We start from the raw sequence: 14455 nt of genomic DNA, 5'->3' as shown, positions 1-14455 counted from the left end.
GAGTCAGAGACCTGCTTATAAACCTGTTGAATGCGTAGAATAGCATGACCTGTTTTTATCTTCGCGCCCATTCTACCCATGCCAGAACTGCCAGAAGTCGAAACCACCCGCCGCGGGATTCTGCCCCATTTGTTGAACGCCGAGCTTGGCGGCGCCGTGGTCCGCCACGCCGGCCTGCGCTGGCCGGTACCGCCGGAGCTGCACGCCACCCTGCGCGGCCTGACGATACGTTCGGTCGATCGCCGCGCCAAATACCTGCTGCTGGGCACCGATGCCGGCACCCTGATCATCCATCTGGGCATGTCCGGCAGCCTGCGTTTCCTGCCGGCCGACACCCCGCCGGAAAAACATGATCACATCGATCTGCTGCTGGGGCCCAATGTGCTGCGCTACCGCGATCCGCGCCGTTTCGGCGCGGTGTTATGGCATGTCGGCGCCATCGAGCACCACCCCTTGCTGCAGGCACTGGGGCCGGAACCGCTGTCCGACGGTTTTGACGGCGACACCCTGATCCGAGCAGCTCAACGCCGCGGCAGCGCGGTCAAGCTGATGCTGATGGACAATCATGTGGTGGTGGGCGTAGGCAATATCTACGCCAACGAGGCGCTGTTTCACGCCGGCATCCATCCCGCCCGCGCCGCCAATGCGGTGCGCGACGGCGAATACCGCCGGCTGGCCGAAGAAATCCGCAAAGTGCTGACCCGCGCCATCGAGGCCGGCGGCAGCACGCTGCGTGATTTCGTGCATAGCGACGGCAAACCCGGCTACTTCCAGCAAACCTATATGGTTTACGGCCGCCAGGATGAACCATGCCGGCAATGCGGCACGCCGATCCGGCATTTACGCCAGGGCCAGCGCAGCTCCTACTATTGCCCACTATGCCAGCCATGCTAGAGTTACGGCCTCAACCTTAGCGCACCGAGCCTCAACGTATCTTGAAGTCAATCGCCACCACCTCCCTGCTCACCCGGATCGGGCGCGTCGCGCGCCTGTTCGGCCATCTGGCCGTCGGCGTTTTCATCCTGGTTACGCGCTATTCCCGGCTGGCCCACGCCGAACGCGCCGTCGTCACCCGGCGCTGGGCCGCTCACGCGCTGAAGATCCTGGGCATCAGCGTGCGGATCAACGGCGTCAACCCCGGCTTCTACCCACCCAATACCCTGCTGGTGGCCAACCACATCTCCTGGCTGGACATCTTCGTGCTCAATAGCTGCACGGTGTCCCGCTTCGTCGCCAAGCGCGAACTCCGCTCCTGGCCGGTGCTGGGCTGGCTGGCGCATCTGGGCGGCACCTTGTTCATCGACCGCAGCAAGCGCAAGGACGCCAGCCGCGTTTACAAGGCGCTGGCGCACGCGATGGAAAACGGCGCCTGCATGGCGGTGTTTCCAGAGTCCACCACCTCGGACGGTCTCGATCTGCTGCCGTTCAAGGCTTCCTTGTTCGAGGCCGCGCTGTTGTCGCGCGGCACCGTTCAGCCGGTGGGCCTGCGCTATTACGGCGCAGACGGCGAACAGACGCTGGAACCGGCCTTCATCGGTGACCTGACCTTTCTGCAAAGCGTGCGCAAGGTGCTGGCGATGCCGGCTATGGAAGTCGAGGTCAGCTACGGCCAGCCGCTGAAGGCTTGGGAACACGGGCTGGATACCCGCTTCGCGCTGGCGCAGCAAGCACAGCAGGAAGTAGCGCGCGCGCTGCGGCTGAGCCCGCCTCCGGCCGCGGAAGCGGCTCAGGAACCGGCTCAGCAACACTGAGCACCTGCGACGAAGCTTCCCCAATGCAAAAGCCCCCGTTCCGGGGGCTTTTCTTCATCCATCGCCGCCACGCTCACAGGCTGAGCCGCGTCATCAGATTATCGAATAAATCATCGGCCAGCTTGGCATAGCCTTGCTGCGAGAAATGCACCAGGTCCGGCCGCGCCAGCTGCTGCGCCTGCCAGCGTTTCATGCTGCAGGGCCCGCCCATCGCCTGCTCCCAATCCCAGTACAGCATATGGCTGTCGCGCGCGACTTTCTGCTGAATGCGCTTGACCGCCGCCAATTGCAGCGGGCGTCCCGGCGAACACTCCTTGCTGACCGCGCCGCGCTTACGCGCCGCGTCCTGCGCGCCCAGCATCAGAATGGCCGCCTGCGGCAGATCACGGCGTATGGTGTTGATCGCCGCCTGCAGATTGAGCTGATACTCGATCAGGTCGAGGCGATCGTCGAACGCCTCATTGACGCCGTAAGCCAGGATCACCAGATCGCTATTGCGTTCCGCCAGCTGCGCGCTCCAGTTCTTGCCCCAGCGTTGCCAGATCGACAGCTGCGCGCCGTTGCTGCCTATGCTGTCCAGCACCACGCCGGGCGCCAGCCGCTCCAGCTCAATGCCGCCCAGTTCCGCCGCCGGCAACGCCCCGGCGCGCACCACGAAGGGGAAGTACAGCTTCTGCTCCACCGTCTGCCAGCCCTTGCCCGCCTCCGGCGGGTTCAGCTTGCGGCTGCCGTGGCCGTCGTCCACTTCCAGCGCGCCGGCGCCGTCTTGCGCCGCGCGGACGCGGAAGCGCACTCGCCACAAACCGTCCAGCGGATTGCGCGGCAACACGCTGATGGTGGCGCCCGGCCGCTGCGCCTGGGCGATATAGCCACCTAGTGGGAAGTCCGGATCGCCGTCCTTGCGGCTGTTGATCAACGTCCAGCCCTCGCTGCGCTCTATCACCAGCGCATGGCGCTGGCCCGGCACCGCCATCGGCGGCGTCCAGCCGGCGCCGGCATCGCCGAACTTGGCCTGGAAACGCTCGCGCAGCGTGCCGGTCAGGTAATCGGCGGCGGTATGCGAATCCCCCAGCTGGGTAATGCGCACCGGCTGAACCGCTGTGGATATTCCCTTCAGCCGCGACACCAGCCGCGCCAGATTGACCTCGCCGAAATCCTGCACCGGAGCGGCCCAAGCCGCCACCGACACCAACAGGCCGACCAAGGCGGCGCTGAGTCTCAACTTCATTCAAACCTCAATTCTGCCAATACCCGCCGTGCCAGCAAGACCTGGCCCTGACGGGTGAAATGGATGCCATCGGCGGTTCTGACCGCCACCTCACCCTGCTCGGGCAAGGTCATGAACTTGGCGAAAGCATCGTCCTCGCTGCCCAAGGCCTCGCGCGTGGACAAATAACGCTGACCTGCGCTCTCCACTTCCTCGCGGAAGATGCCGTTTATGTAATGTACGCCGCGGTTGAGCTTGTCCTTGCCCATATTTGGCGCGCCCAACCACAACAATTGCGTCTTATGCGCCTTGGCCGAGGCCAGGATGGCGCGAATGCGCTCGCGATAACGCTGCTCCCACTCCTCGGAGGCGAAACGGATGTAACGGCTGCCGCCCACCATGTCCCAAGTATCGTTGGCGCCCAAGAAGACCACCACCAGACCGATGTCAGGATTGGCCGCCAATTGTCGCTCTATCGTGTCCGGCCAATTGAAAAAGTCCGGATAAGTCAGGCCGGTGCTCTGCTTGCTGACGTCCAGCGCCTTGATCTGGTGCAGCTTGAACAGCGGCCGCAGCAAATGCGGCGCCACGCCCTGCATCATGGAATCTCCGGCCAGCAACACTTTCTGCCCCGGCCGCAGCCATAATCGGCTGTCCTTGGCCGCGGCCTGCTGCGGAGCGGACACCGCTGGCGGCTGGGTTTTGACCCCGGCCGGCAAGACCGGTTCGCTTGCCGTGGACGGAGCCTTGCTGCCGGCCTGCGCTTGCGGCGCCAGCACGGGCGGCGGCGCCGGGCGCAGGCAGCAGGCGTTGAAGTAGGCGATCATATCGTCATCCCAGCGGTCCAGCCGCGCGAGCAGTCCACGGCTGTGATCGCGGAAACCGCGCCCCAGATCCGCTCCGACGCGCCAGACGCTCAGATCGGACAAGACTTCCAGTTGGCTGGGGCGGTGAAAAGTCTGCCGCCAGTAGGCGTTGATGGACGATTGCTCAATCCAGCACAGCAACAGCATGCTGCTGCCGAGTATGGCCAGGGCTTGGCGAATGGCGGAACGGGCGATCATGTGACGCAGGCCTCAATGCGGTAAGACTGACGATAAGACGGTGAAATTGCGCGGCGATTCCGCCGCGCGCGCTTAAAACTGGTAATAAATGAAACCCGGAATCCCCGGCGGCGACACCACGATGATCAGCAAGGCGCAGCCGGCCAACAAACTGGGCTTGCCCCACCACGGCAGACGGGCCAGTTGGGCGATGCCGTGCTCCCGCGCTGCGCTCAGATAAGGCAGGCCGATAAAGGCGGCGGCGGTCAGCGCCAGGAAGCCGGGCGCGTTCAACGTCAGTTCCTGGCCGGTGCCGGCCATGGCTTCCAGGAAGCTCCAGCCATCCTCCAGCGAAGCCGCGCGGAAAAACACCCAGGCCAGGCACACATAATGAAAGGTCAGCAGCCGCGCCAGCCAGGCCCAGCGCCGCGTCAGCGCTTCCTTGCCCAGCAGCCGGTCGCCCAGGTTCAAGCCCACCACGCCCAGGCCGTGCATGCCGCCCCACACCAGATACTTCAGGCTGGCGCCGTGCCACAGGCCGGACAGCAGCATCGCGGCCAGCAAATTGAGCTGGGCACGGGCGAAGCCCAGCCGGTTGCCGCCCAGCGGAATGTAGATGTAATCGCGAATCCAGCTGGACAGCGACATATGCCAGCGCCGCCAGAAATCGCGCAGATTATGCGCCAGGTAGGGCGCGTCGAAATTGCGCGGCAACTGGATGCCCAATAGCAGCGCCAGCGCGGTAACCAAGTCGGTATAGCCGGAAAAATCCAGATAGATCTGGAAGGCGTAGGCATAGAACGCGGCCCAGACCTCAAGTGGGTGATAAGTTTCCGGCGCGCTGAACACCGGGTCCACCCAGGCGCTGGCCAGCCAGCCGGCCAGCCACAGCTTCTTGGCCAAGGCCAGCACGACCAAGCCCAACGCGCGGTCCAAATGCAGGATGTGGCGGCGCGCGCCGCTGCGCAGCTGCTCCAGCAGGCCGCTGGCGCGGCAGATCGGCCCGGCCAGCAAGGTGGGAAAGAAGGCCAGGAACAAGCCCAGCTCCCGGACCCGGGCGAAACGAACTTCGCCGCGGTACAGGGACACCAGATAGCTGACCGACTGGAAGGTATAGAAAGAGATGCCCACCGGCATCAGGAAATCCACCGCCGGCAGCACCGCGGCGATGCCCAGCGCGTGCAAGCCCGCTTGCGCGCTTTCGCGAAAGAAGTCGAAGTATTTGAACACCGCCAGATTGCCCACCGCCATCAGCAGGCCCACGCGCAGCCAGCGTTTGGGGCGAATGGAATCCAGCATGCGCGCCGACACCACGGTCAGCAATACAGTGTAGATGGCGAGAATCAGCGCGAAGCGCCAGTCCAGCTTGGCGTAAAAGGCGTAACTGGCAAGCAACAACAAACCGTTCTGCCAATCCGTGCGCTTGCGGCACAGCCAATACAGGGCGAAAAAGGCCAGGAATGCCAGCGCGAACTCAATGGAAAGATAACTCATACAAATAAAAAAACGGCTCTGGCAAGAGCCCGGATTATGACAGTGATGAGGGCGGGCTGACTATGGCTTGACGATATTTTATTTGCCGCCGCGGCGCGTCACGCGCCGTTCAGGCGGTGATTTCGCGAAAAGCCGGGCACGGCAAGGAAAACAAGGCCTGATCGCCCAGCCGCATCGCGGTCAGGCTGCCGCCCCACAGACAGCCGGAGTCTATCGCCACCACGTCTTCGGAAATGTGAACGCCCAAGGCCGACCAATGGCCGCAGATGATGGGCATCTCGCCCTGCCAGCGCCCCGGCGCCTCGAACCAGGGCGTCAGGCCGGCCGGCGCATTGTCCAGTTCGCCCTTATAGTTCAGGTCGATTTCGCCATCGCGGTTCAGGAAACGCATCCTAGTCATCGCGTTGACAATCACGCGTAGACGATCGGCGCCACGCAACTCCTCGCTCCAGCGCGTCGGCCGGTTGCCATACAGCCGCGACAGGAATTCACGATGCTTGGGCCCGGACAGGCCGGCCTCCACTTCTTCCGCCAAGTCCAGCGCCCGATCAATGCTCCACTCCGGCAGCAGGCCGGCGTGCACCATCGCGTAGCCGTGGCCGGCTATCATCATCGGTTGGCAGCGCAGCCAGTCCAGCAAGACCTTGCCGTCGGCGGCATTGAGTATATCCAGCAAGGTATCGCTGCGGTGCAGCTTGCCGAAGCCCTCCGCCACCGCCAGCAGATGCAGATCGTGATTGCCCAGTACGATTTCGACGTGATCCTGATGCTGGAACACCCAGCGCAGCACTTCCAGCGACTGCGGTCCACGGTTGACCAGGTCGCCGGTCAGCCACAAGGTGTCCTTGCCGGGGTTGAACTCGATTTGCCGCAACAACTGCTGAAATGGCTGGAAGCAGCCTTGAATGTCGCCGATAGCGTAGATGGCCATATGCACCTCATGAGTGGCGGATCGATCCGAGAACCTGTCCAAAATCTGCTGCGCTTCGGCGACGCGGCGTTGAAAACACCTTCGAAATGCCAAGTACCACCTGTACATTCCGCTTCTTCAACCGTTTTCGCCTTGCCTCGCTCTTGCTCGCCAGACTTTGAACAGGCTCTGAGATGTCATCCGCGGATAGCGCCATGATACCCCATGCTACAATGCACTGGCTGAGTTACCGATTTACTGCGCCCCGCCGGGCCCCTTCCCCATACCGCCATGTCCGCACCCTTGCTCAATCCGCCGCAGCGCGCGGCGATCCAATATCTTGACGGCCCCTTGCTGGTGCTGGCCGGCGCCGGTTCCGGCAAAACCCGAGTCATCACCTACAAGATTTCGCACCTGATCCGCGAAGGCGGCATCAGCGCGCGCAATATCGCCGCCATCACCTTCACCAACAAGGCCGCGCGAGAAATGCTGGAACGGGTGGGCAAGTTGATGACGCCGGCGGAGATCCGCGGCATCACCGTATCCACTTTCCACTCGCTGGGCATGCAGATGCTGCGCCAGGAAGCGCCGCATCTGGGCTATAAGTCGCAGTTTTCCATCCTGGACGCCTTCGACGCCGGCAAGATCATTTCCGACATCCTGAAAACCACTTCCAAGGACGAAGTGCGCAAGGTGCAAAGCCAGATCTCGTTGTGGAAGAACGACCTAAAAACACCGGACCAGATGCTGCTGGAAGCCCAGGGAGAGTGGGAGAGCATCTGCGCCACCACTTATCTGGCCTATCAGGACACCTTGAGCGCCTATCAGGCGATGGACTTCGACGACCTGATCCGCCTGCCGGTGCAGTTGTTCCAACGCAATGAAGAAGTGCTGCAGAAATGGCAGCACAAGCTGCGCTACCTGCTGATAGACGAATACCAGGACACCAATACCTGCCAGTACCAATTGGTCAAGCTGCTGACCGGCCTGCGCGGCATGTTCACCGCGGTGGGCGACGACGACCAGTCCATCTACGCTTGGCGCGGCGCCAATATGGAAAACCTGCGGCTGCTGCAAAGCGACTTCCCCAAGCTCAAGATCATCAAGCTGGAGCAGAACTACCGCTCCACCGCGCGCATCCTGCGCGCCGCCAACTCGGTGATCTCGAATAACCCCAAACTGTTCGAAAAGCAGCTGTGGAGCGAGCTGGGCCTGGGAGAGCCCATCCATGTGATCCAGTGCAAGGATGAGGAGCACGAGGCGGAAACCGTGGTGCAAAGGCTGCTGGCGCACAAATTCGAATACCGCACCGAGTTCAAGGACTACGCCATCCTCTATCGCGGCAACTACCAGGCGCGCATCTTCGAGCAAGCCTTGCGCAATCAGCGCATCCCCTATCAGATGGCCGGCGGCCAGAGCTTTTTCGACAAGCCGGAAATCAAGGACATGCTGGCCTATATGCGCTTGATCGCCAATCCCGACGATGATCCGGCCTTCATTCGCGCGCTGACCACGCCCAAGCGCGGCGTCGGCACCGCCACGCTGGAACGGCTGGGCGCCTGGGCTGGCGAGCGCGGCAAGAGCCTGTTCGCCAGCGCCCATGAGGAAGGCTTCCGCCTGCAGGTGCAAAAAGCCCAGCTCGAACCGCTGGAGCAGTTCTGCGACTTCATCGCCAATCTGCAATACCGCGCCACCCGCGAGGACGGCGGCCCGCTGGCGATGGAGATGATGCAAGCCATAGGCTACGAAGCCTGGCTTTACGATAGCGAGGACAGCCCGCGCATCGCCGAAACCAAATGGAAGAACATCCTGGAAATGGTGGGCTGGCTCAGCCGCAAGGGCGAGGACAGCGGCAAGAACCTGGTGGAGCTGACCCAGACCATCGCGCTGATCACCATGCTGGAAGGACGCGAGGAAGGCGAGGTCGACGCGGTGAAGATGTCCACGCTGCACGCGTCCAAGGGTCTGGAATACCCATATGTGTTCCTGGTCGGCACCGAGGAAGGCATACTGCCGCACAGCGAATCCGTCGATAACGGCATGGTGGAGGAAGAGCGCCGGCTGATGTATGTCGGCATCACCCGCGCCCAGCGCATGCTGACGCTGACCTACTGCGTCAAGCGCAAGCGCGCCGGCGAGTGGCAGTTCGTCGAGCCTTCACGCTTCATCAGCGAAATCAACGGCGACGATATGCGCCACTTCGGCAAACCCGGCGCCGAGCCCATCGTCAGCAAGACCGAGGGCAAATCGCGGCTGGCCAGCCTCAGCGCAATGCTGGCCAACAAGGAAAAACCGGCGGACTCCTGAAGCACGGCTATCGTGGGCGACATGCCCGAGCGCGGGAAAAGAAAATGGCGCCAGTGGCGCCATATGAAGAATGAGGAACATCTCTGGGTGAAGCGAAAGTGGAAACCCACTGAATCCCCACACCAAGCCGCGAAGCGCCTGACGCTTCACGACCTAAACAGATGGCTCATCATGCCCCAAGCGCCTAAGCAGGGCACCTGTCCCTTGTTACAGCGCGGTTTTGTTGACATAGGACATTGTCGTCAACATTAGGCCTAATTTTCCGGAAAAACATATAAATCGCCATTTTTCAGCGATAAAAAACGCCTTGCTTCAGCGCAAGGCGTTTTTTGTTCCGAGGGACCGCCGCTTATTTGGAATTATTCACCATGTATTCCACCGCCGCGCGGAACTCGGCGTCGCTGCCGGTATAACCGCCCTTGGCCGGCATAGCGTTCAGACCCTTGATGCCGATCTTGACCACTTCGTCCAAGCCGGGCTTCAGGCGCAGAGCCCAAGCCGCCTTGTCGCCGAACTTGGGCGCGCCGGCGATGCCGGCCGCGTGGCAGGCCATGCACACGCTGTCGTAGATTTTCTTGCCCACCACCGCCGGATCGGCCGCCGCGGCCGCGCCGCCAGCGCCGCCCACCGGCGGTTCGGTGAACTTACCGCCCGCGGAGTTGCCCATATAGGCCACCGCGCGCTTCACTTCGTCATCGCTCAAATCGGTGGCGCCGCCCTTGGCCGGCATCGCGTTGAAGCCCTGCAAGGCATGCTGAGTCAAGGTATCCCAGCCCTTGGCGATGCGCGAGCCCCAGGACGCGGTGTCGCCGAACTTAGGCGAGCCGGCGAGGCCGGTGCCGTGACAGGAGATGCAGATGCCCTTGTAAACCTGTTCGCCCGTGCGCATGCCCGGAGGCGCATCGCTGGCCTTGGCTTCGCCAACCGGTTTCAGGCGAGAGGCGATGGCCTCCTTGGTCATTACTTCGGCATCCACGTTGTAACCGCTGGTAGCCAGCTTGGCCAGAAGCCAGATTGCCACTACAAGAAAGACAACGACGCCAACCAGCACTTTGATGACCTGGCCGGGAGCCATTCCGTTCTCATTACTCATTACGAGCCTCGCCTGGAATTAATGACATTTAAAATAGGATAATTATACGGTAAGCCTGAAGGCAAGGCAAAACCATACACTGGACTCGGGTAAGGAAGTTGCGCTATGATGCGGCCCTGCCTCAAAGCAAGTCACAGCGCACCCGTAGCTCAGTTGGATAGAGTGTCAGTTTCCGAAGCTGAAGGTCACAGGTTCGATCCCTGTCGGGTGCGCCACATCCCCTCCGCCTGTCTTGATATTTCCTCGTTTTCCCCGCTATCGCCACCGTTGTTTTCACTAAAACGCTTGCCGCAGCCCAATGCCGCGTCCTTGGGCGGAAAATGAAAAAAGCGGGACGCTTGCGCGCCCCGCCCGGTTCATTCCGCCCGCGGCCGGAGTCAGGCGATGCTGGCCACCGGCTCGGCTTCGTCGTCGTCTTCTTCGCCGAGGAAGCCCCCGCTCTGATGCGCCCATAGTCGCGCATACAAACCGTCCTTGGCCAACAGGCTGCGATGGTCGCCTTCTTCCACCACTCGCCCCTTGTCCAGCACGATCAAGCGATCCATCGCCGCGATGGTGGACAGGCGGTGGGCGATCGCCACCACGGTCTTGCCTTCCATCAAGCGGTACAAGCTGCGCTGGATCGCAGCTTCCACTTCCGAATCCAGCGCGCTGGTGGCTTCGTCCAGCAGCAGAATGGGGGCGTCCTTCAACATGACCCGCGCGATCGCGATGCGCTGGCGCTGGCCACCGGACAGCTTGACCCCGCGTTCGCCGACATGGGCGTCATAGCTGCTCCGTCCCTTGGGATCGGTCAAGGTCAGGATGAAATCATGCGCCTCGGCGCGGCGCGCGGCCGCCTCCATCGCGGTGTCGTCGGCGTCCGGCCTGCCGTACAGCAGGTTGTCGCGCACCGAGCGGTGCAGCAAGGAGGTATCCTGCGTCACCATGCCCACCTGGGCGCGCAAGCTGTCCTGTGTCACCCGCGCGATATCCTGGCCATCGATCAAGATACGACCGCCATCCAGGTCGTAGAAACGCAGCAGCAGATTGACGATGGTGGACTTGCCGGCGCCGGAACGGCCGACCAGACCTATCTTCTCACCCGGGCGTATCGTCAGCGACAGCTGTTCGATCACGCTCTTGCTGCCGCCATAGCTGAAGTCCACCTGCTCGAAACGAATCTCACCCTGCTTGACCGCCAGCGGCTTGGCATCTGCGCTGTCATTGACCAGCACCGGCCGCGCCAGCGTGGCGATGCCGTCCTGCACCGTGCCGACCTGCTCGAACAAGGAGGCCATTTCCCACATGATCCAGTGCGAAATGCCATTCAGGCGCAGCGCCATCGCCGTGGCCGCCGCCACCGCGCCGACACCGACTTCGCCCATGCTCCACAGCCACAGCGTGACGCCGGCGGTACTGGCGATCAGCAACATGCTCAGGCTGTGGTTGATGATTTCGAAACCGCTGATCAAGCGCATCTGGCGATAGGCGGTGGCCAGGAACTCCTGCATCGCGCCGCGGGCAAAGCCGGCCTCGCGCTGCGCATGCGAGAACAATTTCACCGTGGCGATATTGGTGTAAGCATCGGTGATGCGGCCGGTCATCAGGCTGCGCGCGTCGGCCTGGGCGGTGGCGGCCAGGCCTAGCCTGGGCACGAAGAAATACAGCGTGGCCACGTACAGCGCCAGCCAGGCCAGGAATGGCCATAGCAAACGGCTGTCGAAGCTGCCGACCACGGCGATCATGGTGACGAAGTAGATCACCACGAACACCAGTATGTCGGCGACTATCATCACCGTCTCGCGCACCGCGATCGCGGTCTGCATCACCTTGGCCGAAACCCGGCCGGCGAACTCGTCCTGATAGAAATTCATGCTCTGCCGCAGCAGATGGCGATGGAAGTTCCAGCGCAACAGCATAGGGAAGTTGGCGGAAATACCCTGGTATTTGATCAAGGCCTGCAAAGCGATCAATAGCGGGCTGGCCAGCAGGATGCCCGCCAGCAGCAACAGATTATGGCTTTGCGTGTCCCACAGCAGTGCGGGCTTGACCGCGCCCAGCCAGTCCACCACCGAGCCCAGCATGGAAAACAGCAGGGCTTCGAAAGCGCCTATGCCGGCGGTCAGCAGAATGACGGCCGCAATCAGGCCGCGCAAGCCGCGGGTGCAGAACCAGAGAAATGGAAAAAAGCCCGAGGGAGGTTGGGCCGGAGGCGTGTCGGGATACGGATTTACCCGTTTTTCGAACCAATTGAACAAAGATCGCTCCAGTGCAGAGGCCGCCGATCCGGCTGCGCCTGCTTTGGGTTTAATAGGAACCTGGACAATAGCCAAGCGCTGAAAATCGCGCAATGGAAACTTCTCTCACCCTGCGCCCGCATTTGTCATATTCAGCCAACAAACGAGAACGCAAGACAATTGCCGCCAACTACATTGGCTAAAACGCGACAGTCAGCATAATTCCTCCAGCTTTTCGGTCTTGCGGCTGCGCAGGTCCACCACGCGGTGAATCTCGATGCGCAGCTGGCCGCGATAAACATTCCACATCACCAGCGCCGCGCGCCGCGCCTGCTCCTGGCTGGGATGCAGCGGCCCGCTGTCGTCGACGCCGAACTGCTCCGAGATCAGTTTCAAACGATACATCCCCCTTACGCCCCCCAAGATCGTGCGCAGCCAGCCGGCTGCCGCATGCCGCGCCGTCGCTGCGCCGCTGGCAAGTGAGAAATCTCCCGATGCCGCCGTTTCGTTAATTCTGCCAAAATAAGCGCATTGTCATTTCAATGGTCATGCCCAAGCGTTGTCGTCGCGCGAAGACGAGAACGGAGATCGGCATGTGGTGACAGGCAGGAGAAACAGCGCGGGCCAATAGCCCTTGGCATTTATTGACGGCTTTTGCCGCTCTTGAGAATGATTCTACCCATTACAAGCACTATCAGGCAAAGATTCCTGAATTAATTCACGCAGTTGTAATATAAACGGATAGATCAATGGCGGGAGAACCGCGCCAGGCACAGTGAATGGCATCCCGGCGCGGCAAGGGAATCAGCAAGAGGTCAAGGCATGCACATCGCTGCGCTGCGCATGGCGGATGCGCGCCAGCGCCGCGTCTATCGGCGCGGTGCGCTCGCCCCAATAACCATGGCGCGCCAGGCAATCGGTCGCCACCAGCGCCGCGTCTATCATGAAGCGCTCTTCCAGCAGCAATTGCTCCACTTCGACGAAGGACATCAGGATGTGCTCGGCCACCTCGCCGTCCTGATTACAGGGTGTCTCACCCTGCTCCAGCCACAGATCGAAAGCATAAATCCACTCGCGATGCAGGCCGCGCTGCACCGGGCGCTCGGCCAGCAGCAGGCTGGCTTGCGGCAGATCGCGCACCTGCTCGCGGCGCACGCCGGCCTCTTCCCAGCCTTCGCGCTCCAGCGCCAGCTCTATGCTCTCGCCGGCGGCCACGCCGCCGCCGACCAGGTTATCCATGCGGTTGGGATCCACCGCCTTGTGCGGGCTGCGGCGTCCCACCCACATCCGCACTTCTCCGGACGGCAGCCGGATCAGCCCGTTCAGATGCACCGCGCGGCTGGTCAGGCCCAACGGGCGGAAGGCGGCGCGCTCCAGTTCGAAGAACGGAGAGCCGTCGTGGCGGAAAGCGGTGAAGTTTTCATTGCGCCAGCCATTGAGCCAACCGGCCTGTTGCCAGCGGCGCGCCGCCTGCGCCAAGGCGTGGCTGATGCTGCGGTAGCTGCCGTCGAGACGGCAATGCAGTTTCTGGTACTGCTCTTCGAACAGCTGCGATTCGCTGCTCAGCAAGCGCTCTTTCCACACCGCGTTGACCCAGCCCAGGCGCTCTTTGCCGATATACAAAGGCGTGAACTGCTGACGATCGAAACGGGTAATCTTGTCGAGATAAGCCAGAACCGCATCCACTTGCATTGCCAACTCCGCTGCGATGTGTTTCGGGAAGGCTGCATCTTAGGATGCTTCTTCCGCTTTGACTATATCTGGCGTAACAGCCGGCAAATAAACAGATTATTTTGCGGCAGGCTGTTGCGGAATTGTCGATGCGGCCACACGCCGCGCCGACAATTTAATCGCAACGTCATTTCAATTTGTCCGCCAGGCCGGAGTGGCGCGGCGGCGCGGCGGCCGCGGCCTGCTCCCACACCGCCTGCGCGCCGGCGACAATGAAACGGTCGCGCGCGCGGGTGATCGCGGTATACACCAGCGCGCGGTTCAGCACCGGTCCCGCCGTGTCCGGCAATTGCAGACAAACCTCGCCGAACTCCGAGCCCTGGCTCTTGTGCACCGTCATCGCGTACACGGTGTCATGCTGCGGCAGGCGACCGGGCGCGAACTCGCGCCAGCCGCCGTCGTCTCCGGGAAAAGCCACGCGCAACCCAGCCTCGCGCTGCACCGCGAAACCGATGTCGCCGTTGAACAGGCCCAGGCCGTAATCGTTCTCGTTGATCATCACCGGCCGCCCCGGATACCAGTCGCGGCCGGCCGGCTTGTCGCCGTCCGCTTCCAATTGCTGCTCAATGCGGCGGTTGAACGCGTCCACCTGCCGCCGCTCCGCCGCCAGCAGCATGAAGCCGGCGAAGGCACGCTGCCGCTCGGCCAACGGCGCGCCGGCGCGCACCGCCCGCCAATAAGGCTGCCAGCGCGCCAACAC

The 14455-nt window shown here is 62.4% G+C and carries 12 protein-coding genes and 1 tRNA gene; 4 read left to right on the top strand and 9 right to left on the bottom strand.

The features are described 5' to 3' along the window. Positions 1–78 precede the first annotated feature (78 nt). Together mutM and LQT98_RS04845 are read left to right on the top strand one after the other, a co-directional pair. Positions 79–894 (top strand): bifunctional DNA-formamidopyrimidine glycosylase/DNA-(apurinic or apyrimidinic site) lyase, encoded by an 816-nt coding sequence (gene mutM / locus LQT98_RS04850; protein ID WP_231461321.1) that lies wholly within the window; start codon positions 79–81, stop codon positions 892–894. A 41-nt stretch (positions 895–935) separates the two neighbouring features. Beyond that, entirely contained in the window at positions 936–1751 is an 816-nt protein-coding gene (locus LQT98_RS04845; protein ID WP_048409478.1) for a lysophospholipid acyltransferase family protein, read from the top strand. A 73-nt stretch (positions 1752–1824) separates the two neighbouring features. Here the strand turns inward: LQT98_RS04845 and LQT98_RS04840 are convergent, their stop codons facing one another. The 4 genes from LQT98_RS04840 to LQT98_RS04825 form a co-directional block, all read right to left on the bottom strand. After that, entirely contained in the window at positions 1825–2979 is a 1155-nt protein-coding gene (locus tag LQT98_RS04840) for an SGNH/GDSL hydrolase family protein (protein ID WP_231461320.1), read from the bottom strand. Beyond that, positions 2976–4022: an SGNH/GDSL hydrolase family protein gene (locus LQT98_RS04835; RefSeq protein WP_231461319.1), complete on the bottom strand. Its 1047-nt coding sequence runs from the start codon at positions 4020–4022 to the stop codon at positions 2976–2978. The genes LQT98_RS04840 and LQT98_RS04835 overlap by 4 nt, the downstream gene beginning before the upstream one ends. A 72-nt stretch (positions 4023–4094) precedes the next feature. Next, entirely contained in the window at positions 4095–5495 is a 1401-nt protein-coding gene (locus tag LQT98_RS04830; protein WP_048409476.1) for an MBOAT family O-acyltransferase, read from the bottom strand. Between the two features lie 109 nt (positions 5496–5604). After that, entirely contained in the window at positions 5605–6426 is an 822-nt protein-coding gene (locus LQT98_RS04825; RefSeq protein WP_048409475.1) for a symmetrical bis(5'-nucleosyl)-tetraphosphatase, read from the bottom strand. A gap of 270 nt (positions 6427–6696) precedes the next feature. On the opposite strand from LQT98_RS04825, the gene LQT98_RS04820 reads away from it, so the two are divergent. Continuing rightward, the gene (locus LQT98_RS04820; protein WP_048409474.1) at positions 6697–8712 is read left to right on the top strand and encodes a UvrD-helicase domain-containing protein; all 2016 of its coding nucleotides are present in this window, start codon (positions 6697–6699) and stop codon (positions 8710–8712) included. 349 nt (positions 8713–9061) lie between these two features. Here the strand turns inward: LQT98_RS04820 and LQT98_RS04815 are convergent, their stop codons facing one another. Further along, positions 9062–9733, bottom strand: coding sequence for a c-type cytochrome (locus tag LQT98_RS04815; RefSeq protein WP_331282526.1), 672 nt, complete (start codon positions 9731–9733; stop codon positions 9062–9064). A 210-nt stretch (positions 9734–9943) separates the two neighbouring features. On the opposite strand from LQT98_RS04815, the gene LQT98_RS04810 reads away from it, so the two are divergent. Beyond that, positions 9944–10020: transfer RNA gene (locus LQT98_RS04810), tRNA-Arg, on the top strand. Between the two features lie 162 nt (positions 10021–10182). On the opposite strand, the gene LQT98_RS04805 is transcribed toward LQT98_RS04810, so the two are convergent. The 4 genes from LQT98_RS04805 to LQT98_RS04790 form a co-directional block, all read right to left on the bottom strand. After that, positions 10183–12045: an ABC transporter ATP-binding protein gene (locus tag LQT98_RS04805; protein ID WP_374424276.1), complete on the bottom strand. Its 1863-nt coding sequence runs from the start codon at positions 12043–12045 to the stop codon at positions 10183–10185. A gap of 192 nt (positions 12046–12237) precedes the next feature. Further along, entirely contained in the window at positions 12238–12429 is a 192-nt protein-coding gene (locus LQT98_RS04800; protein ID WP_048409471.1) for a hypothetical protein, read from the bottom strand. A 399-nt stretch (positions 12430–12828) separates the two neighbouring features. Beyond that, entirely contained in the window at positions 12829–13716 is an 888-nt protein-coding gene (locus LQT98_RS04795; protein WP_231461318.1) for an NUDIX hydrolase, read from the bottom strand. Between the two features lie 166 nt (positions 13717–13882). Further along, positions 13883–14455 (bottom strand): ATP-binding domain-containing protein (locus tag LQT98_RS04790; protein ID WP_231461317.1); only part of this gene is annotated, 573 nt, incomplete at its 5' end.

Source organism: Chromobacterium aquaticum, assembly GCF_021129195.1.
Classification (GTDB): domain Bacteria; phylum Pseudomonadota; class Gammaproteobacteria; order Burkholderiales; family Chromobacteriaceae; genus Chromobacterium; species Chromobacterium aquaticum.
Note: the sequence above shows the minus strand (reverse complement) of the source record. Positions and strands in the feature narration are given on the sequence as shown.

Bases quoted from the DNA above. Each gene is read 5' to 3' on its own strand.
- mutM (WP_231461321.1), top strand. From the start codon at position 79: ATGCCAGAACTGCCAGAAGTCGAAACCACCCGCCGCGGGATTCTGCCC.
- LQT98_RS04840 (WP_231461320.1), bottom strand. From the start codon at position 2,979: ATGAAGTTGAGACTCAGCGCCGCCTTGGTCGGCCTGTTGGTGTCGGTG.
- LQT98_RS04835 (WP_231461319.1), bottom strand. From the start codon at position 4,022: ATGATCGCCCGTTCCGCCATTCGCCAAGCCCTGGCCATACTCGGCAGC.
- LQT98_RS04830 (WP_048409476.1), bottom strand. From the start codon at position 5,495: ATGAGTTATCTTTCCATTGAGTTCGCGCTGGCATTCCTGGCCTTTTTC.
- LQT98_RS04825 (WP_048409475.1), bottom strand. From the start codon at position 6,426: ATGGCCATCTACGCTATCGGCGACATTCAAGGCTGCTTCCAGCCATTT.
- LQT98_RS04820 (WP_048409474.1), top strand. From the start codon at position 6,697: ATGTCCGCACCCTTGCTCAATCCGCCGCAGCGCGCGGCGATCCAATAT.
- LQT98_RS04800 (WP_048409471.1), bottom strand. From the start codon at position 12,429: ATGTATCGTTTGAAACTGATCTCGGAGCAGTTCGGCGTCGACGACAGC.
- LQT98_RS04795 (WP_231461318.1), bottom strand. From the start codon at position 13,716: ATGCAAGTGGATGCGGTTCTGGCTTATCTCGACAAGATTACCCGTTTC.